24 protein-coding genes and 1 pseudogene are annotated in these 24,921 nt (G+C 37.5%); 13 read left to right on the top strand and 12 right to left on the bottom strand.

The genetic code is table 11. From position 1 onward, the window contains the following. The first annotated feature begins 4 nt into the window (after positions 1–4). Positions 5–1,420 carry a type I glutamate--ammonia ligase gene (glnA, locus tag CVPH_RS04815; protein ID WP_201342358.1) on the top strand — a complete coding sequence of 472 codons (1,416 nt, stop codon included), beginning with the start codon at positions 5–7 and terminating at the stop codon, positions 1,418–1,420. A 95-nt stretch (positions 1,421–1,515) separates the two neighbouring features. Next, complete coding sequence (gene bioB / locus CVPH_RS04810; RefSeq protein WP_201342357.1) at positions 1,516–2,484, top strand: biotin synthase BioB; 969 nt, start codon at positions 1,516–1,518, stop codon at positions 2,482–2,484. Here bioB and murG read toward each other — a convergent pair. After that, positions 2,447–3,463 (bottom strand): undecaprenyldiphospho-muramoylpentapeptide beta-N-acetylglucosaminyltransferase, encoded by a 1,017-nt coding sequence (gene murG, locus CVPH_RS04805; RefSeq protein ID WP_201342356.1) that lies wholly within the window; start codon positions 3,461–3,463, stop codon positions 2,447–2,449. The two genes, bioB and murG, sit on opposite strands and share 38 nt — an antisense overlap. Continuing rightward, positions 3,456–4,589: a putative lipid II flippase FtsW gene (gene ftsW / locus CVPH_RS04800; protein ID WP_201342355.1), complete on the bottom strand. Its 1,134-nt coding sequence runs from the start codon at positions 4,587–4,589 to the stop codon at positions 3,456–3,458. Before ftsW ends, murG begins: the two co-directional genes overlap by 8 nt. Before the next feature lie 165 nt (positions 4,590–4,754). On the opposite strand from ftsW, the gene CVPH_RS04795 reads away from it, so the two are divergent. From CVPH_RS04795 to nusB, 6 genes are all read left to right on the top strand, one after another. After that, entirely contained in the window at positions 4,755–6,368 is a 1,614-nt protein-coding gene (locus CVPH_RS04795) for an ABC-F family ATPase (RefSeq protein WP_201342354.1), read from the top strand. A gap of 112 nt (positions 6,369–6,480) precedes the next feature. Further along, on the top strand, positions 6,481–7,266 hold the full coding sequence (locus tag CVPH_RS04790) for a YihY family inner membrane protein (protein ID WP_201342353.1): 786 nt from the start codon (positions 6,481–6,483) through the stop codon (positions 7,264–7,266). Then, entirely contained in the window at positions 7,267–7,845 is a 579-nt protein-coding gene (locus tag CVPH_RS04785) for a riboflavin synthase (RefSeq protein ID WP_201342352.1), read from the top strand. Between the two features lie 9 nt (positions 7,846–7,854). After that, the gene (ribBA, locus tag CVPH_RS04780) at positions 7,855–8,928 is read left to right on the top strand and encodes a bifunctional 3,4-dihydroxy-2-butanone-4-phosphate synthase/GTP cyclohydrolase II (RefSeq protein WP_201342351.1); all 1,074 of its coding nucleotides are present in this window, start codon (positions 7,855–7,857) and stop codon (positions 8,926–8,928) included. A 10-nt stretch (positions 8,929–8,938) separates the two neighbouring features. Next, positions 8,939–9,442: a 6,7-dimethyl-8-ribityllumazine synthase gene (gene ribH, locus CVPH_RS04775; protein WP_201342350.1), complete on the top strand. Its 504-nt coding sequence runs from the start codon at positions 8,939–8,941 to the stop codon at positions 9,440–9,442. 2 nt (positions 9,443–9,444) lie between these two features. After that, complete coding sequence (nusB, locus tag CVPH_RS04770; protein WP_201342349.1) at positions 9,445–9,870, top strand: transcription antitermination factor NusB; 426 nt, start codon at positions 9,445–9,447, stop codon at positions 9,868–9,870. Positions 9,871–9,989: 119 nt separating this feature from the next. On the opposite strand, the pseudogene CVPH_RS04765 reads toward nusB, so the two are convergent. From CVPH_RS04765 to metH, 7 genes and pseudogenes are all read right to left on the bottom strand, one after another. Next, positions 9,990–11,300, bottom strand: a pseudogene (locus CVPH_RS04765) (glutamate synthase-related protein). A 492-nt stretch (positions 11,301–11,792) separates the two neighbouring features. Further along, complete coding sequence (locus tag CVPH_RS04760; protein ID WP_201341230.1) at positions 11,793–12,104, bottom strand: HEPN domain-containing protein; 312 nt, start codon at positions 12,102–12,104, stop codon at positions 11,793–11,795. Further along, positions 12,073–12,360 (bottom strand): hypothetical protein, encoded by a 288-nt coding sequence (locus CVPH_RS04755; RefSeq protein WP_201342348.1) that lies wholly within the window; start codon positions 12,358–12,360, stop codon positions 12,073–12,075. Before CVPH_RS04755 ends, CVPH_RS04760 begins: the two co-directional genes overlap by 32 nt. A gap of 121 nt (positions 12,361–12,481) precedes the next feature. Next, a complete protein-coding gene (locus CVPH_RS04750; protein WP_201342347.1) occupies positions 12,482–13,273 on the bottom strand; it encodes a hypothetical protein in 792 nt (263 codons plus the stop codon). A gap of 203 nt (positions 13,274–13,476) precedes the next feature. Beyond that, positions 13,477–13,881, bottom strand: coding sequence for a hypothetical protein (locus CVPH_RS04745; protein WP_201342346.1), 405 nt, complete (start codon positions 13,879–13,881; stop codon positions 13,477–13,479). Between the two features lie 71 nt (positions 13,882–13,952). After that, positions 13,953–14,777, bottom strand: a complete 825-nt coding sequence (locus CVPH_RS04740) for a vitamin B12 dependent-methionine synthase activation domain-containing protein (RefSeq protein ID WP_225879816.1) — start codon at positions 14,775–14,777, stop codon at positions 13,953–13,955. A 63-nt stretch (positions 14,778–14,840) separates the two neighbouring features. Further along, positions 14,841–18,104 carry a methionine synthase gene (metH, locus tag CVPH_RS04735; RefSeq protein WP_225879815.1) on the bottom strand — a complete coding sequence of 1,088 codons (3,264 nt, stop codon included), beginning with the start codon at positions 18,102–18,104 and terminating at the stop codon, positions 14,841–14,843. Positions 18,105–18,163: 59 nt separating this feature from the next. Here metH and CVPH_RS04730 point away from each other — a divergent pair, with 59 nt between their 5' ends. The 4 genes from CVPH_RS04730 (at position 18,164) to CVPH_RS04715 (ending at position 20,124) form a co-directional block, all read left to right on the top strand. After that, on the top strand, positions 18,164–18,559 hold the full coding sequence (locus CVPH_RS04730; protein ID WP_201342345.1) for a hypothetical protein: 396 nt from the start codon (positions 18,164–18,166) through the stop codon (positions 18,557–18,559). A gap of 85 nt (positions 18,560–18,644) precedes the next feature. Then, a complete protein-coding gene (locus CVPH_RS04725) occupies positions 18,645–19,007 on the top strand; it encodes a hypothetical protein (protein ID WP_201342344.1) in 363 nt (120 codons plus the stop codon). A 108-nt stretch (positions 19,008–19,115) separates the two neighbouring features. After that, the gene (locus CVPH_RS04720) at positions 19,116–19,586 is read left to right on the top strand and encodes a hypothetical protein (protein ID WP_201342343.1); all 471 of its coding nucleotides are present in this window, start codon (positions 19,116–19,118) and stop codon (positions 19,584–19,586) included. A 145-nt stretch (positions 19,587–19,731) separates the two neighbouring features. Then, positions 19,732–20,124: an HIT family protein gene (locus CVPH_RS04715; protein WP_201342342.1), complete on the top strand. Its 393-nt coding sequence runs from the start codon at positions 19,732–19,734 to the stop codon at positions 20,122–20,124. A gap of 64 nt (positions 20,125–20,188) precedes the next feature. On the opposite strand, the gene ssb is transcribed toward CVPH_RS04715, so the two are convergent. The 3 genes from ssb to CVPH_RS04700 are packed head-to-tail and all read right to left on the bottom strand — an operon-like array spanning position 20,189 to position 22,656. Next, on the bottom strand, positions 20,189–20,680 hold the full coding sequence (ssb, locus tag CVPH_RS04710) for a single-stranded DNA-binding protein (protein ID WP_201342341.1): 492 nt from the start codon (positions 20,678–20,680) through the stop codon (positions 20,189–20,191). A 14-nt stretch (positions 20,681–20,694) separates the two neighbouring features. Beyond that, entirely contained in the window at positions 20,695–21,870 is a 1,176-nt protein-coding gene (locus tag CVPH_RS04705; protein ID WP_201342340.1) for an MFS transporter, read from the bottom strand. Between the two features lie 18 nt (positions 21,871–21,888). Beyond that, complete coding sequence (locus CVPH_RS04700; protein WP_201342339.1) at positions 21,889–22,656, bottom strand: outer membrane protein assembly factor BamD; 768 nt, start codon at positions 22,654–22,656, stop codon at positions 21,889–21,891. A gap of 97 nt (positions 22,657–22,753) precedes the next feature. Here CVPH_RS04700 and CVPH_RS04695 point away from each other — a divergent pair, with 97 nt between their 5' ends. Then, entirely contained in the window at positions 22,754–24,856 is a 2,103-nt protein-coding gene (locus CVPH_RS04695; protein WP_201342338.1) for a RelA/SpoT family protein, read from the top strand. The last annotated feature ends 65 nt before the right edge of the window (positions 24,857–24,921 follow it).

The raw sequence follows: 24,921 nt of genomic DNA, 5'->3' as shown, positions 1-24,921 counted from the left end.
AAGTATGTCTGCTAAAAATGTAATGAAAATGATTGAAGACAATGAAGTGAAATTCATTGATTTTCGTTTTACTGATACCATTGGTAAAGAACACCACGTGAGCGTTCCAGCACACGCCGTTAATGCTGAAAAATTAGAAGAGGGTCAGATGTTTGATGGCTCATCAATTGCTGGTTGGAAGCCTATTAATGAATCTGACATGATTATGATGCCAGACACAACAACAGCGGTAATGGACCCATTTACTGAAGAGTCTACGCTTAATATCACTTGTGATATTATCGAGTCAAATGATATGAAGGGCTATGAAAAAGACCCTCGTTCTATTGCAAAAAGAGCCGAAGCTTATTTAAATGAAACTGGCATTGGTGATACTGCATATTTTGGTAACGAGCCAGAGTTTTTTGTTTTTGATAGTGTTAAGTGGGATACAGGCTTCGGTTTGGGCAAGGCATTTTATGAAATTCACTCTGAGGAAGCGGATTGGGAATCAGGCTCTGATTTTGAAGGCGGCAATAAAGGACATCGTCCTAGGATTAAAGGTGGTTATTTTCCAGTTCCTCCAGTAGATTCATTGCATGATTTACGCTCACAAATGTGTTTAGCAATCGAAGAAATGGGCGTTACTACCGAAGTTCATCACCACGAAGTTGGTACTGCTGGACAGTGTGAAATTGGCGCACTGTTTAACACGTTAGTGAAAAAAGCTGATGAGACTCAAATCTTAAAATATTGTGTACATAATGTGGCGCATGCTTATGGTAAAACAGCAACCTTTATGCCTAAGCCAATTGCAGTTGATAATGGCAACGGTATGCATGTTCATCAGTCAATCTCTAAAGATGGTAAAAACTTATTTGATGGTGATAAGTATGGCAATCTAAGTGAAATGGCACTGCATTATATTGGTGGTATCATTAAGCACGCTCAAGCGCTTAATGCCTTTACCAATGCTTCTACTAACTCGTATAAGCGCTTAGTACCAGGCTTTGAAGCGCCAGAAATGCTGGCATATTCGGCCAAAAATCGTTCTGCTGCGATTCGCATTCCTTTTGTGTCTAATCCAAAAGGCCGTCGTATTGAAGTGCGTTTTCCAGATCCAACAGCCAATCCATATCTTGCATTTGCAGCAATGTTAATGGCAGGCCTTGATGGTATTAAGAACAAGATTGACCCTGGAAAACCAGGTGATGAAGACTTGTATGAATTAACAGAAAAAGAAAAATCGACCTTTCCTAAAGTTTGTGGTTCGTTAGATCAAGCACTAGGGGCACTGAATAAAGATCGTGAGTTTTTAAAGCAAGGTGGCGTGTTCACTGATAATGTGATTGATTCATTCATTGAATTAAAAATGACAGAAGTGACTGCACTACGCGCTTCTCCTCATCCGGTAGAGTTTGACATGTATTACAGTGTGTAATATGTAATAAAAATGATAAAAAGCCGTGTAATTACACGGCTTTTTTGTTATATAAGATGGTAAAGTATCGATAACAAATTTACATTAACTTCATTATGGCAGAATTAAGAAACGATTGGACTCTAAAAGAGGTTGAGGCACTATTTGCATTACCTTTTAATGATTTATTATTTCAAGCACACAGTATTCATAGACAGAATTTTGACCCTAATCAGGTTCAAATTAGCTCATTGTTAAATATCAAAACTGGTGCGTGTCCAGAAGATTGCTCATATTGTTCACAAAGTTCTAAATATGACACAGGTCTTGAACGTGAAAAATTAATGGAAGTTGATTTGGTGCTTCAACAAGCCAAAGAAGCACAAGACAAAGGTACGACACGATTTTGCATGGGAGCTGCATGGCGAAACCCCACCGATAAGAGTTTAGATAAGGTCATTCCAATGATTCAAGGCGTAAAAGCCATGGGCATGGAAACGTGCGTAACTTTAGGTATGTTGACTCAAGAACAAGCATTTACCTTAAAAGAAGCGGGTTTAGATTATTATAATCATAACATTGACACCTCAAAAGAACACTACTCAAATGTGGTTACTACGCGTAATTTTCAAGATCGCTTGAATACTTTAGAGTCAGTACAAAATGCCGATATTCATGTTTGTAGTGGTGGCATTTTAGGCTTGGGTGAAAATCAAACTGATCGCGCCTCTATGCTTAGGTCGCTGTCTAATTTAAAAACACATCCAGACAGTGTGCCACTTAACTTATTAGTACCCATTCCAGGTACGCCATTTGAAAACATTAAGCCACCAACAGAAAGTGAGTTTATACGCACCATTGCAGTAGCACGTATTATGATGCCAAAATCAGTTGTGCGTTTATCAGCAGGGCGCACTGAAATGGGTGAGGCCATGCAAGCGCTTTGTTTTTTTGCAGGGGCTAATTCTATTTTTTATGGCGAGCAATTACTCACCACTGACAATCCAAACACAAATAGCGACCAAGATTTGTTTGCAAGGTTAGGGATTAATCAAAAGCAAGTAGATAATCTACAATCTGTTTAGCCGCATTGGGTTTGGCAAGTTTGAGTGCATTAGTAGACATTTGTTTAATTTGATTTTTGTTAATATTGAGTAAGGTTGTTTCTAACAGTTCGATCGTTAAATCTTTTTGTTCAATCAATATGCCAGCGTTATTATTTGCCAAAATCTTGGCATTATAAAATTGATGATTGTCAATAGCATGAGGTAGTGGGATTAAAATACTGGGTGTGGCTGATAACATTAGCTCTGAGATTGTCATTGCACCCGCTCTACAAAGTACAATATCTGCCCAAGCATAGGCGTTTGCCATATCTTTAATAAATGCAGTCACTTTCGTAGTGTTGTTTTTATACTGGGCTTTAACCGCATCAAAATGCAGCTCTCCTGTTTGATGCCAAATATTAATATTAATATTGAGTTGTGTGACGATATCATTAATAGACTTTGAGCCTAAAGAGCCACCGATAATTAATAAGTTTAATTTGTTGTTATTAGTGTATTTTTCAACAGGGTTGAACGCAACAGGATTGCCAGAAGTGGTGGCATTTTTAATAAAAGTATCATTAAATGCTTGAAAGGTTTTGGTGGCTATTTTATTGAGTATTTTATTGGTTGTACCTGGTATAGAGTTCTGTTCATGAATCACCAGCGGTGTTCTAAAAATCCAAGTCACCAAACCGCCAATGCCAGAGGCAAAGCCACCCATGCCAAGTACAATATCGGGGTTAAACTTTAGAAAAATACCCATCACTTGTAGTGTGGCATAACTCAACAAAAAAGGTGCTTTTATCAGGCTAACAATACTTTTACCACGCAAGCCAACACTGTTCACTGTGTGTAGTTTGATATTATGTTTAGGCACGATTTTGTTTTCCATGCCAGCATTTGAGCCCAGCCATTGAACATGGGTTGAATAATTTTTAAGTTCATTAGCAATGGCAAGTGCAGGAAATATATGCCCACCAGTGCCACCAGCCATAATCAGAATTTTTTTAGACATAATGTTTTTGTTTAGAATATTCACAGCGATTTTCCATATCAATTCTGAGCAATATAGCCAGTGATATGAGTGCAAATATCATACTTGACCCGCCGTAACTAATCAATGGTAAAGTAAATCCTTTGGGTGGAATTAAGCCAAGGTTCATAGCGATATTAACGCTAAATTGCATACTCAGCCAAGTGCAAATACCAAAGCCAACATAAGAGCTATATTTGCGATTATTTTTAAGCGCATCTTTGGCAATTTTAAACCCTTTAAGAACGATATAAGCAAAAGTAAACAACACAAACAACATTCCAACAATGCCTGTTTCTTCGCCAATAATAGCAAAAATCATATCGGTATGTGGCTCGGGTAGTTTGGTGTATTTTTGAATGCCATTGCCTAGTCCAACACCAGTCCAATCGCCCCTAGCGATACCGATTAATGCTTGTTTGGTTTGCCATACTTTTTCAGATTTATTAAGCCATAAATCTTCTCGCCAAAAGGAAGTCAGTCTTTCAACTCGATTGGGAATTTGGAAAAGAATGACAATAAAAACAGAAACAACGCTTGCACCGACTATGAACAATTGCTTTAAGTAAACACCAGCAGTTAGCAGCATGGCAAAAGCAGTTGCGGAAATAATAAAGGTCGCGCCAATATCTGGCTCTAGTAATAACAGTAAACTTGATGCACCAATGATAATAAGCGTTTTAATAAAGCCCATATAAGGCTTTCTTAAATCTTTTTCTTGCCTAACTAAAAAGCCTGCCATGAATAGAATCATCACCAACTTCATCATTTCAGAAGGTTGAAACTTAAACAACACAAAATTAATCCAACGCGTTGAGCCTTTGACAGTTTTACCGATAGGCTCTGGTAAAAAAACCAACGCTAGGCATATCAGCGTAATTATAAAAAATAATTTAGAGTGATTTTTGTAAAAAAATAAAGGAATTTTAAGCACAGTGTAACCAAGACTCAAACCCAAGAGAATAAAAATAGTTTGCTTTATAAAATAAGCATAACTACTAAAATGCCCAAGCGAGGCAGAAAAAGACAACATCCAGCCAAAGGTCAGCAGTGTCAAAATCGCAAAAAGTAGATTTTTATCAGGCAGTTGACCAGTTTTTTCAAACATGAGAGATTAATGATTAATGAGTTTATTATTTTTTCACGCCATTTAAATTATACGCTCAAGGGTGGGTTTATTCATAAGAGAGCCTTATAAATTCAAACCCTATTAGTTGAGCTTTTTGCTACTATTATGGGATAATGTTCGTTTTGCAAAAACAACAACAAACTTATGATTTCTACTGCCAATATCACCATGCAATTTGGTGAAAAACCTTTATTTGAAAATATCTCTATTAAATTTCAAGGCGGTAACCGCTATGGTTTAATTGGTGCGAATGGCTGTGGTAAGTCAACTTTTATGAAAATTTTAACAGGTGAGCTTACGCCTAGTAATGGCACAGTTCATATTAGCGATGGTGAGCGTTTGGGTGTTCTTCGCCAAAACCAGTTTGCCTTTGAGGATTTTCGTGTGGTTGATACGGTGATTATGGGTCATAGCGAATTATGGGAAATTAAAAAAGAAAGAGATAGAATTTACGCCTTACCTAAAATGAGCGAGAAAGATGGCATCAAGGTTGCAGAACTTGAAATGCAATTTGCAGAAATGGATGGTTATATGGCAGAGTCTTCCGCTAGTGAGTTGTTATTAGGCTTAGACATCCCAGAAGAGCAACATTATGGACTAATGAGTGAAATTGCACCAGGTTGGAAGTTGCGTATTTTGCTGGCCCAAGTACTGTTTTCAAATCCAGAAATTCTACTACTTGACGAGCCAACAAACAACTTAGATATTAACTCAATTCGTTGGTTAGAAGGCGTGTTAAAAGAACGCAAGGCAACCATGGTTATCATTTCTCATGATAGGCACTTTTTAAATGGCGTATGTACACACATGTCTGATTTAGACTATGGTGCGCTTAATACTTTCCCTGGTAATTACGATGATTTCATGATTGCATCAACCGCTATTCAAGAAAAAATGCAAACGGATAATGCCAAAAAAGAAGCAAAAATCAAAGAACTTAAACATTTTGTTTCTCGCTTTTCAGCCAACGCTTCTAAATCTAAGCAAGCCACTTCAAGATTAAAGCAGTTAGACAAAATTATATTGGATGACATTAGACCCTCTTCAAGAGTAAGCCCCTACATTATTTTTAACCAAGAAAATAGATTACACAGAAATATATTAGAAGTTGAAGGTTTGTCTAAGAGTTTCAGCCCTCAAGGAGATACTAAAAAGGATGATAAACTTGAGGTTTTAAAAGATATTAATTTCTTATTTGAGGTGGGTGATCGCATTGCCATTATTGGTCAAAATGGTATTGGTAAAACCACATTGCTGCGTACTTTGGTTGGTGGAATCAAGCCCGACAAAGGCAAGATTAAGTGGAGCGAAAACATTAACATCGGTTATTATGCACAGGATCACAGTAAAGATTTTGAAACTGATATGAATGTACTTGATTGGATGAGCCAGTTCAAAACCGAAAAAGACGACATACAGGCAATGCGCGCAGTACTAGGCAAAATGTTATTTGGTAAAGAAGACGTTGGAAAGAGCATTAAATCACTTTCTGGTGGCGAAAAAGGCAGAATGTTATTTGGCAAACTCATGCTACAAAAACCCAATGTATTAGTGATGGATGAGCCTACCAATCACCTTGATATGGAGTCTATCGAAGCCCTTAATCTAGCACTGGATAATTACGAAGGCACTTTGATTTTTGTTAGTCATGATAGAGAGTTTGTTTCCTCGCTGTCTACCAAGGTAGTAGAGCTTAAAGAGGACGGTATGCATTATTATTCTGGCAATTATGAAGACTACTTGGCCAGTCAAAAATAATCTAGTATGTAAGTTTTATTTATTTAAAAATGCGTAAGGCTTATGTAGAATGAATAATTTAATTGTTTAAAAAATTCTAAAAATAACTATTAAAACACTTTTATAAAAAATAATGCATATTCTAGTATTAGCCTTTAACCATTTAAAATCAAAAAATGGCTTTGATTCGGCAGCCGTGTTGGCATTTTCAACTTTGTTTGCTATTGTGCCAACGCTAACTTTGGTGTTTAGCGTGTTTTCTTTATCGCCTTATTTTTCTGATTTACAACAGCATTTAGAAGGGTTTTTGTTCGAGCAATTACTGCCTAAAAATTATGAGTCAGTCAGTCAGTACATTCACCAATTTATTGCAAGTGCGCAAAAACTTAAAGGCATTAGCATTTTATTTTTACTTTTAGCTGTATTTTTCTTATTTCAACAAGTAGATAGGCGCATTAATTCAATTTGGGGGGTGAAAAAATCGCGCCATTTTGGCATTGATTTGATTATTTATTTACTAGTGTTGGTGTTAGGTCCTTTATTTTTAGCCACGTCTTTACTGGTGAGTTCCTACCTAAGTGCATCAAAATTATTTGTTTTTATACCGATGGGTGGTATTTTTATATCAAGTTTGCCAATCATTCTTTCAACCATTGGACTGAGCTTGTTATATTATTTTATCCCCAATGAAAAAGTATCGTTCAAAAATACGATTAAATCTGGCTTTGTTGCTGCGTTTTTTTTAGAGGTTTTAAAATCAATACTATTAATTTATATCAACTACTTTCCTTTTTATGAGTTGATTTATGGCGCGTTATCCATGCTATTGTTGTTTATGCTTTGGGCGTATTTTTCTTGGGTTGTGGTATTATTTGGCGCAAGTAGCAGTTTTTGTTTTCATCAGGCAGAGAGTCAATAAATGTTTACAGGCATTATTCAAACCATTGGCAAGATTAAAAGCATTAAGGCAGGTGCGTTTTGCTTTGAGGCGCAAAGCTCGTTTTTTAATGAGGTTAAAATTGGCGATAGTATTGCCGTAAATGGCGTGTGTTTAACCGCCATTGAAATAGGTAATGATTATTTCAAAGCTAACATCTCACAAGAGACACTCAGATGTACAATTTTTAATCATTTAGGCACTAACAATTTGGTTAACCTTGAAAAAGCACTAAGGCTTAATCAAGGCATTGACGGACATTTGGTCAGTGGCCATGTTGATGGCATCGCTAAAGTTGTTGATCGATTTATTGAAGGCGAATCGACACGTTTTAAAATTAATACGCCTAGGAATTTGATAAAATACATCGCTAAAAAAGGCTCTGTTTGTATTAACGGCGTGAGTTTAACAGTCAATGATATTAACGATTACGTGTTTGATATTAACATTGTGCCACATACACTAAAAGCCACAACATTGGGCGAATTAGAAATAAACAGCGAGGTTAACCTTGAAGGTGACATTATCGCCAGACACCTTGAACAATTATTACAGTATTAAAAATTAGTTATGAAATCCAGTATTGAAGAAATTTTAAAAGACTATAGCCAAGGCAAAATGATTATCCTAATGGATGATGAAGATCGTGAAAACGAAGGTGATTTAATCATCCCTGCTGCAACTGTTACCAAAGAAGATATTAATTTTATGGCGACTCATGGACGTGGTTTGATTTGTCTAACCTTAACACAGGAACGCTGTAAACAGCTTAATTTACCACTCATGGTGGCGCAAAATAACGATGCGAATGGTACTAACTTTACCGTTTCAATTGAGGCAATAGAAGGGGTAACCACAGGCATTTCAGCAGCAGACAGAGCCAAAACAATACTTGATGCAGTGGCAAAAGATGCCAAACCTGCTGATATCGTACAACCAGGGCACATTTTCCCGCTCATGGCACAACCAGGTGGAGTTTTAATTCGAGCAGGACACACAGAAGCAGGGTGCGATTTAGCACGTCTTGCAGGACTTGAACCAGCTAGTGTGATTGTTGAAATCCTTAATGAGGATGGCTCAATGGCGCGACGTGACGATTTAGAAATCTTTGCTAAAAAACACAATATCAAATTAGGCACGATTGAAGATTTAATTTCTTATCGGGTTGAGAATGGAAAAACCATCGAGCGCATTAACGAGCGTGAGTTTAAAACCGAGTTTGCCACTTTTAGACTCATTTCATTTCTTGATAGTATTCACAATGAAACACACCTAGCCTTGGTTAAAGGTGAAATTAGTAGTAATACTGATACGTGCGTACGTGTACACATGGAAGACACCTTTAAGGACGTGTTACGAGAAAAGTCAAACAGTTTTAGCGTTAACGCCGCGTTAGAGCATATTGCCAAATCAGATAGTGGCGTTTTGTTACTACTTAGAATGCAAACCGACCAAAGTATTTTAGAAAATATTGACAACGTTAATGGCAACATTCATGATGACATTAAAACCTATGGTGTTGGTGCTCAAATCTTATCTGACCTTGGTGTTAAACGAATGAGGATTTTAGGCAGTCCTAGAAAGTTGTATGGCTTAAAAGGCTTTGGCTTAGAAGTCACTGAATACGTAGACACTAACAAGTAAAGGAACAATAATGGAATTTAAATTTGATAAAAATAGCAATAGCGATTTTCTTTCAAAATCAAAAGTTGCGATTATCGTGGGTTATTTTTACCAAGACATTGGCGACAAGCTATTATCAGCAGCACAAGAAACCTTAGCTAAATATGGTATCAATACTAATAATGTCAATGTGTTTTATACCCCTGGCGCATTTGAAATCCCACTATTGGCTAAAAAATTAGCGATCCAGCAACTAAATGGTAAAAATCTATATGATGGTATCGTGACTTTAGGTGCAGTTATCAATGGCGAAACCCCGCATTTTGCGTTTGTTTGTAACGAATGTGCTCGTGGTGTGGCAGATGTTTCTTATCAATATGAAATCCCCACTGCCTTTGGTGTGCTTACTACAAACAACATGGAACAAACCGTTGGTAGGGCAGGTGGCTATAAGGGCAACAAAGGCGAAGAGGCAACCATGGCAATGATTGAAATGCTCTATTTAATGCAACAAGCAAACACTCAAACTTTTTAACCATGACTTTTAAAACCTCAAAACAACGCTCCCGAGAACGCGTGGTACAAGCGTTATACCAATACCTAGTATCAGGTGGCGAAGTATTACAAATTGAACAACAATTTTTAAACCAAAAACAAGGTAAAATCTCAAAAGTTTTCTTTTCAAATTTATTCATCAACATTCTTAAAAACAGATCTTTACTAGATGAGATTATCGTACCTACCATTAGCCGAGAAACCGAACAATTAGGCTCTGTTGAGCATGCTATTTTATATCTAGGCGCTTTTGAGCTTAAATTTAGCCCAGAAGTGCCCTATAAAGTCGTAATTAATGAATCACTTGAATTGGCAAAACTATACGGCGCAGAAGGTGCGTATAAACTTATTAACGCTTCATTGGATAAACTGGCTCAAACACTTAGAAAGGTTGAGTTGGGCAGCTAACACCTGGTAGTCTAGAGCAGATGCAAAGGTAAGATGCTTTGATATCTTGGCAATAAAAAGCTCAGTTTTAGTTGGTAATCTCCTGACAGCACTTGTTAGATATTAATACTTACACTTTTTTATCTTTTTGATATATCCATAAATCCTGAGTAAGCCACACCTGAAAGCAAGGCCATTTTTTGATACCAAGTGGCTAAATTATTTTTGTTAAACTTGCTTAAATCATCATGTCCACAGGCGCGCGCCATACCTTGCATCAATTTAGTAGAGGCATCAAAAAAATTATACAATTATGTTGACGCTGTTTTAATATTGAGTTTTTGACGCAGGTCTGGTTTTTGTGTAGCAATACCTGCTCGGCAATTATTGGTATTACACATTCTTGCACCAACACAACCAATTGCTTGCATCGCACTATTAGAAAGCGCAATACCATCTGCGCCTAATGCCAAGGCTTTAACAAAATCAATAGGAATACCACCAGTTATTTCTCTTACTCTATCAGCAAAGCGCTTAAAATCTGATGCTGATGAAAGTTCTTTAAATGTCGGCAGAGAAACAGCGGGCTGAGCTTCTGGTATACCTCGAACTTGCGATATTTTGCCTTGGTTTTTATTACCGGGAAGATGGCCACCAGTGCCTGTTTTTGCGCCTTGCCCACCTTTAAAATGAAAAGCTTGCACCTTTTTGTTTAAGAGCGGCTTTTTATAACCAAAGCCGGCACTGGTATATTCATAAAAATAACGTTTATTGGCGGCTTGTTCTTCAGGTAGCATAAAAATTCCCCCTTCACCAGAATAAATGCCTGTACCTGCAAGATTTGCGCCTGTTGCTAAAGCAATCTTAGCTTCCTCGGATAAAGCACCAAAACTCATATCAGAAACAAATAACGGTATTTTTAATGTCAAAGGTTTTTTAGCTTCTGAACCGATAACTAATTCTGTACCAACACGTTGGTTTTCCATTAATGGCTTGGTTGCCATCATTAGTTGAATATCATCCCAGTGTGGTAGCACATTACGTGGCACATCCATAGAGGTCATTTTTCCATGATGAGACCAAGCTTGGACAATCCTTTTTGAGCAAGCTGATGGATGAATTCTATAGCAGGTTCTTCAGTAGTTTTTTGCAACTGGCATTCCGCTGCTTTTCTTTGTTGTTACCGAGATTTCTTGACCAATATCTGCTTGGCTAAATTGTTGATGCGCACCGTCACAATAAGGCTGATTGGTACTATATTTGCACATGCATAAATGCGCCTCATTGTCTTGTTCTGCAGTGAATGCAATCGGGGTAAAGTCCGTTCCTACGTGAGAGCCATCACAAAAAGGCTGATTGCTAGATTTACCACAACTGCAAAAATAGTACTCTTCACCTTGGTTAAGCGTGACTTGTTTTGGTTTATTATTTGCGATAACTGGGTTTTTCATGGCTTTTCTCATAATCAATAAACAACCATTATAAGGAGGTATCGCCTTGCAGTCCTTATTAAAAATATCACCTTTTTCAGAAGTAAAATGTAAATTATTCAAATGTAAGATGTTGGAGTATTAAAGATGTTTATGATATATTTCTTCTTTAAATTCACACCAGCCCATCTACATTTAAAAAAAATCCTAGTTAAATAAAATGATTTTCATAATTATAAATTAGCACTTTCTTTTAGATTTGTTCTTGCACTAACCAAACGACTTAATCTTTTCCTCACAAAGCCGCTTGGTTAGAGTTTGCAAGTGAACGACTCTCTCACTTAAATAGTTTAACTCTTCTTCGGTGATTTTATAATGCCTAGAATAGCGTGCTTTAACATAGGCTTCTTTGAGTAGTTAAAAACAACGGTGTTTATAAACTTACTGTCTTGTGGGAAGACAGCCATTAATGCTTCATCTTGATGGACTGCCATTGAGCCAAGTTGTTGTAAATTATGATTTGTATTGAGTTAGCACCAAAGACAAGCAAGAGTAATAGTAATAGTATTCAGTAGCTTGGTGGAGTTCAAACGCAGATAGTTTGTAACTTCCTCTCTTAAAATTTGCCTTATAACTAATTAAGAGTTCATTAGCGCCACCAAACCACTCTTCATAGTCTATTATTGCCATTTTCTTGCATGCTTTTTGGGTTAAGTACCCCGGTACAGCCAATTCTTTCCTATTAAACTCATACAACACAACTCCCTGATCCCTTTGTATCAGTAAAGAAGTATTATCCTTCTTTAAGCGAATTATTAACCTCATCTAGCGTATGTACAGTCAAGTTACATTCTGGTTTAAAAGGCATAGCAGAAATTATTGTTGAAAGCGTTACTGAAAACCACATAACAATCAAAAATATAAAACTCCGCCACCAGTCTATTTGATGCACGAATGCAATAAACAATGCAGTGATTGCACCAACTATACCGTGAGGAATACCAAGATAAAAATTATTTGGAAGTCCAGATAAAAAAGCCCTACCATTAAGCAATGCAGCTGGAATTAAGGACGCCCACATACAAAAAACTATCCACCAAAAAATTACCACTATTTATCACCTAACGTTTGAGTTAACCGGCCGTTTTATACAGAGTAGAGCGAAGCGGAACGGCATATAAAACGGCCGGTTGAATGACTTGTTAGCCCTTTTGAGAGTTTTTATGTGCAATGTATCTTTTTGCTCCTTGTTCAATCCCATGAGTATCTTTCCAATTATCAGTCCATTCCTCTACATTAGGTAAAGGGTCATCATAGTCTTTTGGGAATTCCATGAAGTCGAAGATTGCAATTACTGTCTTTGCAGATAACGGAGCCATTTCTGGTTCTGGTAAGTTTTTGTCAATTTCAACTAAATGTGCTTCAATTTTACTACTACTCTTTTTGGCAGCCTCATCTAATGATATTTCTGTTTTCCAATCGGCTATTCCGTAAAAAAATTGTGGCGGGAGTGGCTGCCTACTGCTGAATATATCTGATTTTACAGACAACGACCGATATAACTCATTTCTTAATCTTTCTTCTGCCAATTTAAAAGCATCAAGTATGCCTGGTGTTTGTATTTTTGATTTTATTGCCAATGTTTTAAGTAGTAGCCTTGATGCTCTTACCCAAACAATCCTATCATTGTTTTTGTCTTTTAATAGCCCGTACACTTCATCGAACGATTCTCGTGTAATACTTAGGTAAAGTTCATCTCTTTTTCTTTGGTGTGTGACAGCTTGAGATGATTTATTACTTAGGTATGTTATAGACGCAATTAATACACCAGCGCTAATTGCAATGGCTGGCAAACTAGACATTTTAGATTGCCCAATAATAGCCTCTGGTGCTAAACCAAATATATTATATATAGCTAAAATCAAGATTGCTATTGTGATTGTGATAAGTAAAGGTACTAACATATTCACAGAATGTTTCAGAATATTTTTCATTGTTTTTTATGGGGCTAACGACCAAGCTCACTTGACGCGTTAGCGCTCAGGTGAAGCGCCTTGTTAGGTGTTTTTATAATCATAAGTTATTGTTTTTAAATATAATTTTCAAAGATAATCCCTTTATTCCCAAACCAACACTACAATTAATAAAATCGTGCCAAATACAAAATACCTTAATAAATTATATACATTGCTTCGCATTAAAGCAGAGTTTTCAGGAACCCTATTGAGTCTGCTCTACCTTCATTACGAAATTGCTCGTCCAAATATTCGCCCATTTGTTGCAGAGTACCATCCGTGAATTGAGATAAATTTTCTTCTAAAATATTTGATCCAAACCGTTCATTTACGATTACTTCCCAGAATTCGTATGCATAATACCCCAGCTCTGAGGATAAAAAATCTGGTTTGAATCCAATATTTCTCATTGATTGTTTAATCTCATTTTTTATAATTTTCTTATGCTGTGTCCGTAGTACCGTATCAAGGGAATCTCTACTATATTTTAAAGACATATATGCGAGTGCTGCTGCATACACGCAGTCAAACTGTTTATGAACACCCTTGTGCTGTTCGGTTATAATATTCTTTGATAATTCAGACATGTGATATTTCTTTTTTTTGCGTTAACTATTATTATAAGGACATATTCCCTTATATACTCTATTAAAAACAACTATTCTAAATTAGGTGAAAGTAGTTTTTCTGCTTGTTCTAATGAGATACCTTTGCGTTTGGCGTAGTTTTCTAGTTGTGCTTGGTTGATTTTCGCAACACCAAAGTATTTGGCATCAGGGTTAGCAAAATACCAGCCACTGACGCTAGCAGTGGGTAGCATGGCGAATGAGCTAGTAAGGGTCATGCCAGTGTTTTTCTCAACATTAAGCAAATCCCAGAGCTTTTCTTTTTCGCTATGTTCAGGGCAAGATGGATAGCCGGGGGCAGGACGGATGCCGTCAAACTTTTCTTGGATAAGTTGGTTGTTGTCAAATGCCTCAGAGCTATAACTCCAAAGTTCGGTGCGTAGTTTAAAGTGCATAAGTTCGGTGAAGGCTTCGGCTAGGCGGTCAGCCACAGTCTTAATCATAATTGAGTTGTAATCGTCATGATCAGCTTCAAATGCGCTGATGAGTGGTTCGATATTAATGCCAGTGGTCACGGCAAAAGCACCCATATAATCTTGAATATCACTGTCTTTTGGGGCAATGAAGTCGCTTAAACAAAAATTTGGGGTATTGCCTTTTTTATCCAACTGTTGGCGTAGATGGTTAAGGGTCATGAGTACTTCACCGTTTTCATCATATAACTCAATGTCTTCATTGATGCTGTTGGCTGGGAAAATGCCGATAACAGCATTAGCGGTGAGTAATTTTTCGTCAATCACTTTTTTAAATAAAGCTTTGACATCATCAAACAGTGCGCTAGCAGATTTACCCACAACCTCATCCGTTAAGATATCGGGGAATTTTCCGGCTAATTCCCAAGTGTGGGAAAATGGCACCCAGTCAATTAAATTTTAAATTCGGACGTAATAACTTCGTATAGCATACATTATACGAAGTTATCAAGCCACAGTCTTAATCATAATTGAGTTGTAATCGTCATGATCAGCTTCAAATGCGCTGATGAGTGGTTCGATATTAATGCCAGTGGTCACGGCAAAAGCACCCATATAATCTTGAATATCACTGTCTTTTGGGGCAATGAAGTCGCTTAAACAAAAATTTGGGGTATTGCCTTTTTTATCCAACTGTTGGCGTAGATGGTTAAGGGTCATGAGTACTTCACCGTTTTCATCATATAACTCAATGTCTTCATTGATGCTGTTGGCTGGGAAAATGCCGATAACAGCATTAGCGGTGAGTAATTTTTCGTCAATCACTTTTTTAAATAAAGCTTTGACATCATCAAACAGTGCGCTAGCAGATTTACCCACAACCTCATCCGTTAAGATATCGGGGAATTTTCCGGCTAATTCCCAAGTGTGGAAAAATGGCACCCAGTCAATAAATTTTAAAATTTCGGCTAAGTCGTAGTCTTTAAAAACATGAATGCCTAATTTTTTAGGTTTAACAATAGCATTAAAAGAGACATTGGGCTTGTTGGCTCTGGCCTTTTCTAAAGAAATGAGTTTGCTTTTGCCTTTGTTGGCACGGCGTTTCCTGACGATTTCGTATTCTTGTTGGGTGTCAGCTAGTAGTTTTGGTTTTAACTTCTCAGACAGTAGGCTCGAGGCCACGCCAACAGATTTAGAGGCATCTTGTACGTAAAACACGCCATGATTGTATTCTGGCTCAATTTTTACGGCTGTATGCGCTTTAGAGGTGGTGGCACCGCCAATCATTAGGGGTAGTTTAAAGCCTTGGCGAGTCATTTCTTTAGCGACAAACACCATTTCATCTAGTGAGGGGGTGATGAGTCCAGATAGGCCGATAATGTCGACATTTTCTTTTCTGGCGGTTTCTAAAATGGTCTCAGCAGGTACCATCACGCCTAAATCTATAATCTCATAATTATTACAAGAAAGCACCACACCAACAATATTTTTACCAATATCGTGCACATCGCCTTTAACCGTTGCCATTAAGATTTTGCCTTGTGAAGTGGAGGCACAATCTTCTTTTTCGGCTTCTAAGAATGGGTCTAGGTAGGCGACGGATTTTTTCATCACGCGGGCGGATTTGACCACTTGTGGCAAGAACATTTTGCCCGCACCAAACAAATCACCGACAATATTCATGCCACTCATAAGTGGGCCTTCGATAACGAGAATAGGACGACCTAATTTATCAAAGGCTTCTTGAGTATCCTCATTAATATATTTGTTAATGCCTTTGACTAGTGCATGTTCTAGGCGTTTTTCTACTGCCCATGTACGCCATTCTAAATCTTTGCTGTTGTCTTTTTGCTCAAGTGAGCCAGAGAATTGAGCGGCAATATTCACCAAACGCTCACCAGCTTTATTATCAGCATTAAGCACCACATCTTCAACGGCTTTTTTAAGTTTAGGGTCAATGTCATCATAAACCACTAATTGCCCTGCATTGACGATGCCCATCGTCATGCCAGCTTTGATAACGTGGTATAAAAATACCGAGTGAATTGCCTCGCGTACTGGATTGTTGCCTCTAAATGAGAACGAAACGTTAGATACACCACCAGATATTTTGGCGTAAGGTAGATTTTTATTAATAATGCGTGTGGCTTCAATAAAGTCTACCCCATAATTATCATGCGCCTCAATACCTGTTGCGACGGCAAAAATATTGGGGTCAAAAATAATGTCTTCTGGTGGGAAATTAACCTCATCAACTAGGATATTGTAAGCATTAGTGCAAATTTCAATTTTGCGTGCTTGCGTGTCTGCTTGCCCGACTTCATCAAATGCCATAACGATAATCGCCGCGCCATAGCGTTTACACAGACGAGCGTATTGTATAAAGTTTGCCTTGCCTTCCTTGAGTGAGATGGAGTTAACAATGGGCTTGCCTTGTGTGCATTTAAGCCCAGCTTCGATAATCTCCCATTTAGAAGAGTCCACCATTAGTGCCACTTTAGCAATGTCAGGTTCTGAGGCGATTAGATTCATAAAACGAACCATAGCAGCTTTGCCATCAAGCATGCCTTCGTCCATATTGATATCAACCACTTGTGCGCCTTCTTCAACTTGCGTACGGCAAATGTCTAATGCTTCTTCATATTCTTCGTTAAGAATGAGGCGTTTAAATTTAGCTGAACCTGTAATATTAGCACGTTCGCCAATATTTACAAACAGTGAATCATCACCAATATTAAAGGCTTCAAGCCCTGACAAGCGACATTCTGGCTTAATGGTGGGGATTTTTCTTGGTGGTATGTCTTTAATAGCATTGGCAATGGCTTTAATATGTTCAGGCGTTGAGCCACAGCAGCCACCTAAGATATTCACCAAGCCTGAGTTTGCCCATTCGCTTACTTGCTCACTCATGGTTAGGGCGCCTAAGTCATATTCGCCAAATTCATTGGGCAAGCCAGCATTTGGATGGGCTGATACATAAGTGTCTGCCACGCGTGACATTTCAGCCACATATTGGCGTAATAAATCAGGCCCTAATGCACAATTAAGCCCAATAGAGATTGGTTTAGCGTGGCGTAGTGAGTTATAAAAAGCCTCGGTCATTTGCCCAGATAGAGTGCGACCAGAGGCGTCAGTAATGGTGCCAGAAATCATAATTGGCAATTCGACATCGTCATCTTCAAAGACTTGCTCAACGGCAAAGATAGCAGCTTTTGCGTTGAGTGTATCAAAGATAGTTTCAATCAGAATAATATCTGCACCACCTTTAATCAAACCACGAGTAGACTCTATATAAACATCAACCAACTCATCAAAGGTGACGTTCCTAAACCCAGGGTCGTTGACATCTGGCGAGAGTGAACAAGTGCGTGAGGTTGGGCCAATAACACCAGCAACAAATCTTAGTTTTTCAGCACTTGAAAATTCATCTGCTGCTTGGCGTGCCATTTTGGCACTTTCAAGGTTAATTTCATAGGCTAATGCTTCCATTTTATAATCAGACATGGAAGTGCGCGTTGCATTAAAGGTATTGGTTTCAATAATATCAGCACCTGCTTTTAAGTAGTCTTTGTGAATGTCTTTAATAATTTGAGGCTGAGTCAGTGAAAGTAAATCGTTGTTACCTTGAACCAAAACATGCCAATCGTTAAAACGCTCGCCACGATAGTCTTGCTCGGTTAATTTATGCTTTTGAATCATGGTGCCCATGGCACCATCAAGTACTAAAATTCGTTGTTCTAAAAGAGATTGTAATATCTGCTTTGTATTCATGGTTGGCATTATACAAGTATATAATAAGTTCTAAATTGTAATAAAGTGTAGGGGATGTGGTGAAAAAGATATTATTACTTGGATTGCTAATCATAAGTTTAAATACAACTGCATTTTTAGACTTTAACAGTTATGGTGCTGGTTATAAGAATAACGATTGGCCAGTTTGGATGGAAAGGGTAGATAATAATACTAACAATCGTCGTTATAATTACCCCTACCCTTATCCCTATAACAATCAAGCATTTAATACCAACGCCTCACGCTTTAATATGAATCAAATGCCAACCCCTAGTCAGGCATATCAAGCAGAAAACAACACCACGCCTTTGATATATGAAACACCTGCAGCCATGTCATTTTCTACGCCTAATCATACCCCAGTAGTGAACAATTCTGGGTCGCCAAAGTCTTATACTGACTATCGATATTCACGCAGTTCCCACTCTTTTTAAATATTAGTCTTGCTTAAAGACTAATTTGCATAAATATATCATTATGATATAATACAAATCAAGTTAATTAAATGGAGATATGACAATGAAAAAGATTTTTGCAATAGTGCTATTGGCATTCATTCTAAGTGCAAATGCATTTTGGAACAACAACACCCCTCGGAGCAATGGTTACAACAACCATAATGGTTATGGCTATCAAGAAGATAATGGCATGTTTGGTTACAACCCATACGATTTTTGGGATCCTCGTTGGTATCCAGAAGAAATGGGCAATATGTTTGATGAGTTTGACAATAACGGTTGGAATAACAATAACAATAACTATTATGGTTATGGTCGCAATGGTTATGGTTATGGTTTTGCACCCAATAGTTATGTAAATACCCCATGGGGACCTGGCGTTGCACCTAACATGGCTACACCAGTAGTACCAACAGCAAGATAGTATAAAAGCTATGATTAAAAACCAGCATTAGTTGCTGGTTTTTTTTCGCTAAAAGTAAGACATTAGGTTTATAATGACGATTAATTAATAATTAAGGAGTGGAAAAGTATGAAAAAAATAATAACAATTTCTTTACTAACATTGGCACTTAATGTTACTGCAAATTGGGGCAATAATTGGAATAGCAACAGTCCAATGAATTTTGGCAACAACACGCCTTGGAGTAATGGCAATGTTAACAACACACCATGGGGTGGTAACGATACACCTTGGAACGGCAGTAGTTATGGCAATTCACCTTGGGGTAATGGTAACAATTGGGGAAATTATCCTTGGAATAATAATAATTCTTTTACGCCGTTTAGAACTAATAACAACTTCAGTCCTTTTAATAATAGTAATGGTCAGCCGTTTAGTTTTGATACTGGCACTACCAGACCTTGGGGGTTTAATACCAGCCCTAGTTCGTTTGGAGCAATGAATAACAGCCCTTGGAATTATGGCTACAATCAAGCAATTCCAGTAACGGCTGAAACAGAAAATGATGAGCCTTCAGTATCAACTGAAGATACTCGATAAATCATAAGTTGCGTAGTAAAGCCGGCTTTATGCCGGTTTTTTATTGCCTGATTTGCTATTTTTAAGGTCAAAGCATTATGCTTATTAATGTTGGCTTGGGTTAAAATATGCATCCAAAATAATCATTTATTCTAGGAATAAAAAAATGAATACAGATTGCTTGTTTTGTCAATTGCGCGAAGAAAGAATTATTGGTCAGTGTGATTTAACCATTACATTTTTAGACTCTTATCCTGCCTCTCCTGGGCATGTGTTGATTATCCCTAAAAGACACGTTGCTACTTATTTTGACATTACCGAGCAAGAGCAAAATGCGATTGCCAAAGCTATTCAAAAGGCTAAACTTATTCTTGATGAGGAGTTTTCTCCAGATGGTTATAACATTGGTGTGAATAATGGTAAAGCAGCAGGGCAAAGCATTATGCACTTACATGTGCATTTGATTCCTAGATATAAAGATGATGTTGAAAACCCTAAGGGCGGTGTACGCTGGGTGATTTCAAACAAGGCTGATTATTGGAGTAATCGAGATAAATAACACATTTGAGCATGTAATAAAAAACCCATGAAAATGGGTTTTTTATTGGTGTATGTTGTTGCTTTTAAAAAGGAATATCATCATCAAACCCAGAATTATCAACAGGTGCGATAGGGTCTGAGATTGGCGCTGCTGTAACTTGTTGCTGTGGTGCAGGCGCAGAAGGGGCTGATTGTTGAGGTTGGGGCGCACCGCCCATATCAGCATTATCGCGACGATCTAACATTTGTAATGTGCCGTTAAAACCAGACACAACTATTTCAGTTGTGAAGTGGTCAGCGCCAGTTTGGTCTTGCCATTTGCGTGTTCTTAGGTTACCTTCAACGTAAACCTTGGAGCCTTTGTGTAGGTATTGACCAGCAATCTCAGCTAATTTTCCAAATAAACTAACGCGGTGCCATTCGGTTTTATCAACCTTTTGTCCTGTATTTTTGTCTGTCCAACTTTCACTGGTTGCAACGGATAAATTGGTTATTGCTCTGCCATCAGAGGTGTATTTTAATTCTACATCTTGACCTAAATTGCCTACTAAAATTACTTTGTTGATTCCTGCCATTTTTTTTGCTCCGATTAATTTTCTGTTGCCCGTTTAATGGGTGTTTTTTGCTTTGTTATTAGGATAATTATCCACCAAACAATTGCAATAAATGTGGTGAATAAGAATACACTATTTAGATTAGACATGTTGTAAATCCATCCGCCAACAATACCACCAACAAACGCACCTAAAAACTGTGATGTGGCGTACAAACCCATTGCTAAGCCACGTTTATCAGTGCTTGCACTTGAGGCTATGAGCGAGGGTAGGATGGCTTCTAATGCATTAAAAGCAATAAAGAATAAAGTTAAGAGAATAAAAAACGAAGTGTAAGTAAGTTGTATTTGGTAAAACAAAATTTGACTGATAATCAGCAGTGCAATGGCGCTTAAAAACACAGGTTTAATTTTTTGATATTTGGAAGCCAGAATAACCATTGGCAACATACCAACAAAGGACAAGATAATAATAGGTAAATACATTTGCCAACTGTCTTTAATATCAACAATATTGTTTTCTTTTAAAAAAATTGGCATGGCGATAAAAGCACAAGTTAGAATTAAATGTAGTGCAAAGACACTGAAATCTAGCCGTAGTAAATCAATATTGATTACTTTTTTGATGTTTGCAATTGACAAAGCATATTGCTCTTTAGGTTTGGCGTTGGGCAGGGTGCTAACAATAATCAGTGCAACAACAGAAAGCAAAGCAATCACCCAAAATAAACCAGATATGCCTAAATTAACACTAATTATAGGACCTAATAGTAAGGCCAACATAAAGGCTATGCCTATTTGCACACCCACAAAAGCATTGGCTTTGGGACGTTGATTTTCATTAACAAAATCTGCTAAAAATGCCATCAATACCGCTGAAATAGCACCCGCACCCTGCAAGGCTCTACCAATAACAATGCCTATGATGTCTGTTGAGTTAGCGGCCACAACACTGCCAATAAAAAAGATAATAAGACCAATGATTAGCATGGGTTTGCGACCATACTTGTCTGATAAATAGCCAAAGGGGATTTGTAATAATGCTTGAGTTAAGCCATAAATACCAATAGTCAAGCCTATTAGGTAAGGCGTGGTGCTGGTGTATTCACTAGCATAAACTGAAAATATAGGGAAAATCATAAACAAGCCCAGCATGCGCGTGGCCATGATTAAAGAAATCTTAAATGCGAAAGCTCTTTCTTGTTTATTCATTGGAGCTGATTAAGAATTTTAGTTTTCTAAAGAGTAATGTGGTGTGTACGAAGGATAACTATTCTTTAGTACGCGGCGTGCATCTTTTGCCAGTATATTTGCACTAATAGCGTCGTAATTACGTGCCATTAAATGTAGTGCTGCAGGTACTGAAGGTGTGTTTGGATATTTTTCAATGATAAACTTAGTGCGATTGATGGCAGCAATATTAGCCCCTCTTTTGGTGTAGTAAATAGCCACAAATAGTTCATGCCTTGATAAAATATTTCTAAGTATAACTAGATGGGTTTTGGCTTCTTCAGCATATTCAGTTTTGGGAAATTTATCAATCAATGCTAGGTAGTAGTTAAAAGCATCACGTACTGAATTAACATCACGTTGGGCGCTATCAGTAAGGTAGTCATCCAAAAACGAGCGAGATTTGTCTTGTGAAATAACACCACGTAAATAATAAGCATACGGGGTTGAGAAGTGCTCTGGATAAAGCTTAATATAGTTATTTAAGCGATCAATTGCTTGATCATAGTCCTTGCCCTTATACAATACATAAGCAATTTCTAATTTAGACTGTAGTGCATATTTTGAACCAGGGTAGGCTGCTTGTAGTTGTTCAAAAAGCGCAATGGCTTTGTCTGTTGAGCCTGATAAGGCCTCTTCTTTAGCTTGAGCAAAGAATGTTTTTGGCGACCAGCCTTTGGCGATAGATTCTCTTTTAGCTTCTTCTTGCCAAAAACAACTATTAAGTAATAATGCTAAAAAAGGCAGGATGATGAATAATTTTTTCATAACTCAAGGTATTGTTTATTACAGATATGTGAGGGCATTATACTGACGTGGTTGCATTATAATGGCAAAGATTTATCCTTAAATTTAACTATATTGAATGAATTCACCTGATAGAAGAATCCTAATTAGCGAATTGTGTAATACGCTAGAAAATTATATGTCTAAAGGGCAGATTGAGGGTGTTTATCAGGCTTATATTGTTGCAGCAACGGCGCATGATGGGCAATATCGACAATCGGGCGAGGCTTATGTGTTTCACCCCATATCAGTCGCTATGATTTTGGCAGAGTTAAAACTAGACTATTATTGTATTGTGGCAGCAATATTGCACGATTGTATCGAGGATACCTCAGTCACTTATGAGCAAATTAAGCGTGATTTTGGTGATGAAATTGCACACATTGTAGAGGGCGTATCCAAACTAACTGGGCTAGAATTTCACTCAAACACAGACAAGCAAGCACAAAATTTTAGAAAGTTGTTCTTAGCCATGAGTGATGATATGCGCGTTATGATAATCAAATTGGCAGATCGTTTGCACAATATGCGAACACTCGGTTCTATGCGTCGGGATAAGCAACTTAGAATTGCTAAAGAAACGGTAGAAATACATGCACCTATTGCACGCCGCTTGGGCCTTAATAGCATTAGGGTTGAGCTTGATAATTTGTGTTTTGCCATTATTTACCCATTTCGTAACAAGGTTTTGGTTAATCAAATTAAAAAACAATGCGGCAATCGCAAGAAAATTATCAGCCATATTCAAACTGAAATAAAAAACCGATTAGATCAAAAAGGCATGCCTAATGCTGATATTAATGGTCGCAAAAAGCAACCTTGTAGTATTTATAGAAAAATGAAAATTAAACATTTGAAATTTTCTCAGGTGCTAGATATGTATGCGCTTAGAGTTATTGTGGCTGATGTGGCACAATGCTATCAAGCCCTAGGTATTATTCATAATTTATACAAACCACTACCAGGTAAGTTTAAAGATTATGTAGCACTACCCAAATTAAATGGCTATCAGTCGTTACATACGGTGTTATTTGGCCCTAACAAGATTTTTATTGAAGTGCAAATTTGCTCATCTGACATGCATTTTATTTCAGAATACGGCATTGCTGCACATTGGCACTATAAGAGTAACTCTAACCATAAATCAGAATTGGCTAATAACTGGCTAGGTTCATTGCTGGATATACAACAAAATTCGGGTACTTCTATTGAGTTTTTGGAAGAAACCAAGGCAGATTTGTTCCCTTCCAAGGTGTTTGTTTTTACCCCTGAAGGGGATATTATTCAGCTGCCTTATAAATCAACCGTGCTTGATTTTGCCTACATGGTGCATACCAGTATTGGCAATCACACCCTTAAAGCCAAGGTTGACCAAGTTAACACTCCCATTTCCACCGAATTAAAATCAGGGCAAACCATTGAAGTTATCACCGATGATAGAGCCACACCTAGGTCTTCTTGGTTGCAAATTGCCATTACTGTAAAAGCCAGATCCTCAATTAAAGCGTATCTTAAAAACGAATCTGCTGCTGAACTAATCCAATTAGGAGAGTATTTATTAACCAATGCACTGGATTATCAAAATATAGACACAGATGGCATTGATGAAGCTCAGTGGTTAGCATGTCTTAAAGCGTTAAATTGTGATTCTAAAGAAGACATGTACATGAAAATTGGACTCTCTGAAATTTTAGTATCAGTTGCACTGAACAAATTGCAAGGCGATAACGCCAAGTATGCAGCTCAAAAAATTAGCATTCATAAAACTCAAGGCAAAGCCATTAGTTTTGCACATTGTTGCCATCCCATTCCTGGTGATAAAGTGACTGGTGTTTTAACCACTTCTAAAGGCATGGTGATTCACAGGGTGATTTGTGCTAACTTGGTTCATGCTAAGAACAAAAATGCACAATGGCTTAATATTGATTGGCAAGCAGATAAAGACGAGGAATTTAAAGCAATGATTGCTGTTGATGTTGCTAACCAAAGAGGCACACTTGCCTCTATTGCCAGTGTTATTTCAAAAATGAACATCAACATTGAACACTTAGAGATTCAAGAAAAAGATAATTTTATCAAATCACTTAATATGGTCATCAGTGTTGCAAATATTACTCAATTAAATGAGGTGTTTGTACAGTTAAAGACACTAGAATTTGTTCGAGATGTGAGTAGAGTGTGATTTAAAAAAAGCGACTAAATTTTTACCCATGCCAAACCTTAGTTTGGTTAAAATTGAGATTTGAC

Source organism: Abyssogena phaseoliformis symbiont OG214, from assembly GCF_016592595.1.
Taxonomy (GTDB): domain Bacteria; phylum Pseudomonadota; class Gammaproteobacteria; order PS1; family Pseudothioglobaceae; genus Ruthia.
Note: the sequence above shows the minus strand (reverse complement) of the source record. Positions and strands in the feature narration are given on the sequence as shown.

Bases quoted from the DNA above. Each gene is read 5' to 3' on its own strand.
- nusB (WP_201342349.1), top strand. From the start codon at position 9,445: ATGACTTTTAAAACCTCAAAACAACGCTCCCGAGAACGCGTGGTACAA.
- glnA (WP_201342358.1), top strand. From the start codon at position 5: ATGTCTGCTAAAAATGTAATGAAAATGATTGAAGACAATGAAGTGAAA.
- CVPH_RS04790 (WP_201342353.1), top strand. From the start codon at position 6,481: ATGCATATTCTAGTATTAGCCTTTAACCATTTAAAATCAAAAAATGGC.
- ribH (WP_201342350.1), top strand. From the start codon at position 8,939: ATGGAATTTAAATTTGATAAAAATAGCAATAGCGATTTTCTTTCAAAA.
- CVPH_RS04795 (WP_201342354.1), top strand. From the start codon at position 4,755: ATGATTTCTACTGCCAATATCACCATGCAATTTGGTGAAAAACCTTTA.
- bioB (WP_201342357.1), top strand. From the start codon at position 1,516: ATGGCAGAATTAAGAAACGATTGGACTCTAAAAGAGGTTGAGGCACTA.
- ssb (WP_201342341.1), bottom strand. From the start codon at position 20,680: ATGGCAGGAATCAACAAAGTAATTTTAGTAGGCAATTTAGGTCAAGAT.
- ftsW (WP_201342355.1), bottom strand. From the start codon at position 4,589: ATGTTTGAAAAAACTGGTCAACTGCCTGATAAAAATCTACTTTTTGCG.
- CVPH_RS04725 (WP_201342344.1), top strand. From the start codon at position 18,645: ATGAAAAAGATTTTTGCAATAGTGCTATTGGCATTCATTCTAAGTGCA.
- CVPH_RS04720 (WP_201342343.1), top strand. From the start codon at position 19,116: ATGAAAAAAATAATAACAATTTCTTTACTAACATTGGCACTTAATGTT.
- CVPH_RS04755 (WP_201342348.1), bottom strand. From the start codon at position 12,360: ATGTGGGCGTCCTTAATTCCAGCTGCATTGCTTAATGGTAGGGCTTTT.
- murG (WP_201342356.1), bottom strand. From the start codon at position 3,463: ATGTCTAAAAAAATTCTGATTATGGCTGGTGGCACTGGTGGGCATATA.
- metH (WP_225879815.1), bottom strand. From the start codon at position 18,104: ATGAATACAAAGCAGATATTACAATCTCTTTTAGAACAACGAATTTTA.
- CVPH_RS04705 (WP_201342340.1), bottom strand. From the start codon at position 21,870: ATGAATAAACAAGAAAGAGCTTTCGCATTTAAGATTTCTTTAATCATG.
- CVPH_RS04760 (WP_201341230.1), bottom strand. From the start codon at position 12,104: ATGAGGTTAATAATTCGCTTAAAGAAGGATAATACTTCTTTACTGATA.
- CVPH_RS04715 (WP_201342342.1), top strand. From the start codon at position 19,732: ATGAATACAGATTGCTTGTTTTGTCAATTGCGCGAAGAAAGAATTATT.
- CVPH_RS04750 (WP_201342347.1), bottom strand. From the start codon at position 13,273: ATGAAAAATATTCTGAAACATTCTGTGAATATGTTAGTACCTTTACTT.
- CVPH_RS04745 (WP_201342346.1), bottom strand. From the start codon at position 13,881: ATGTCTGAATTATCAAAGAATATTATAACCGAACAGCACAAGGGTGTT.
- CVPH_RS04700 (WP_201342339.1), bottom strand. From the start codon at position 22,656: ATGAAAAAATTATTCATCATCCTGCCTTTTTTAGCATTATTACTTAAT.
- CVPH_RS04695 (WP_201342338.1), top strand. From the start codon at position 22,754: ATGAATTCACCTGATAGAAGAATCCTAATTAGCGAATTGTGTAATACG.
- ribBA (WP_201342351.1), top strand. From the start codon at position 7,855: ATGAAATCCAGTATTGAAGAAATTTTAAAAGACTATAGCCAAGGCAAA.
- CVPH_RS04785 (WP_201342352.1), top strand. From the start codon at position 7,267: ATGTTTACAGGCATTATTCAAACCATTGGCAAGATTAAAAGCATTAAG.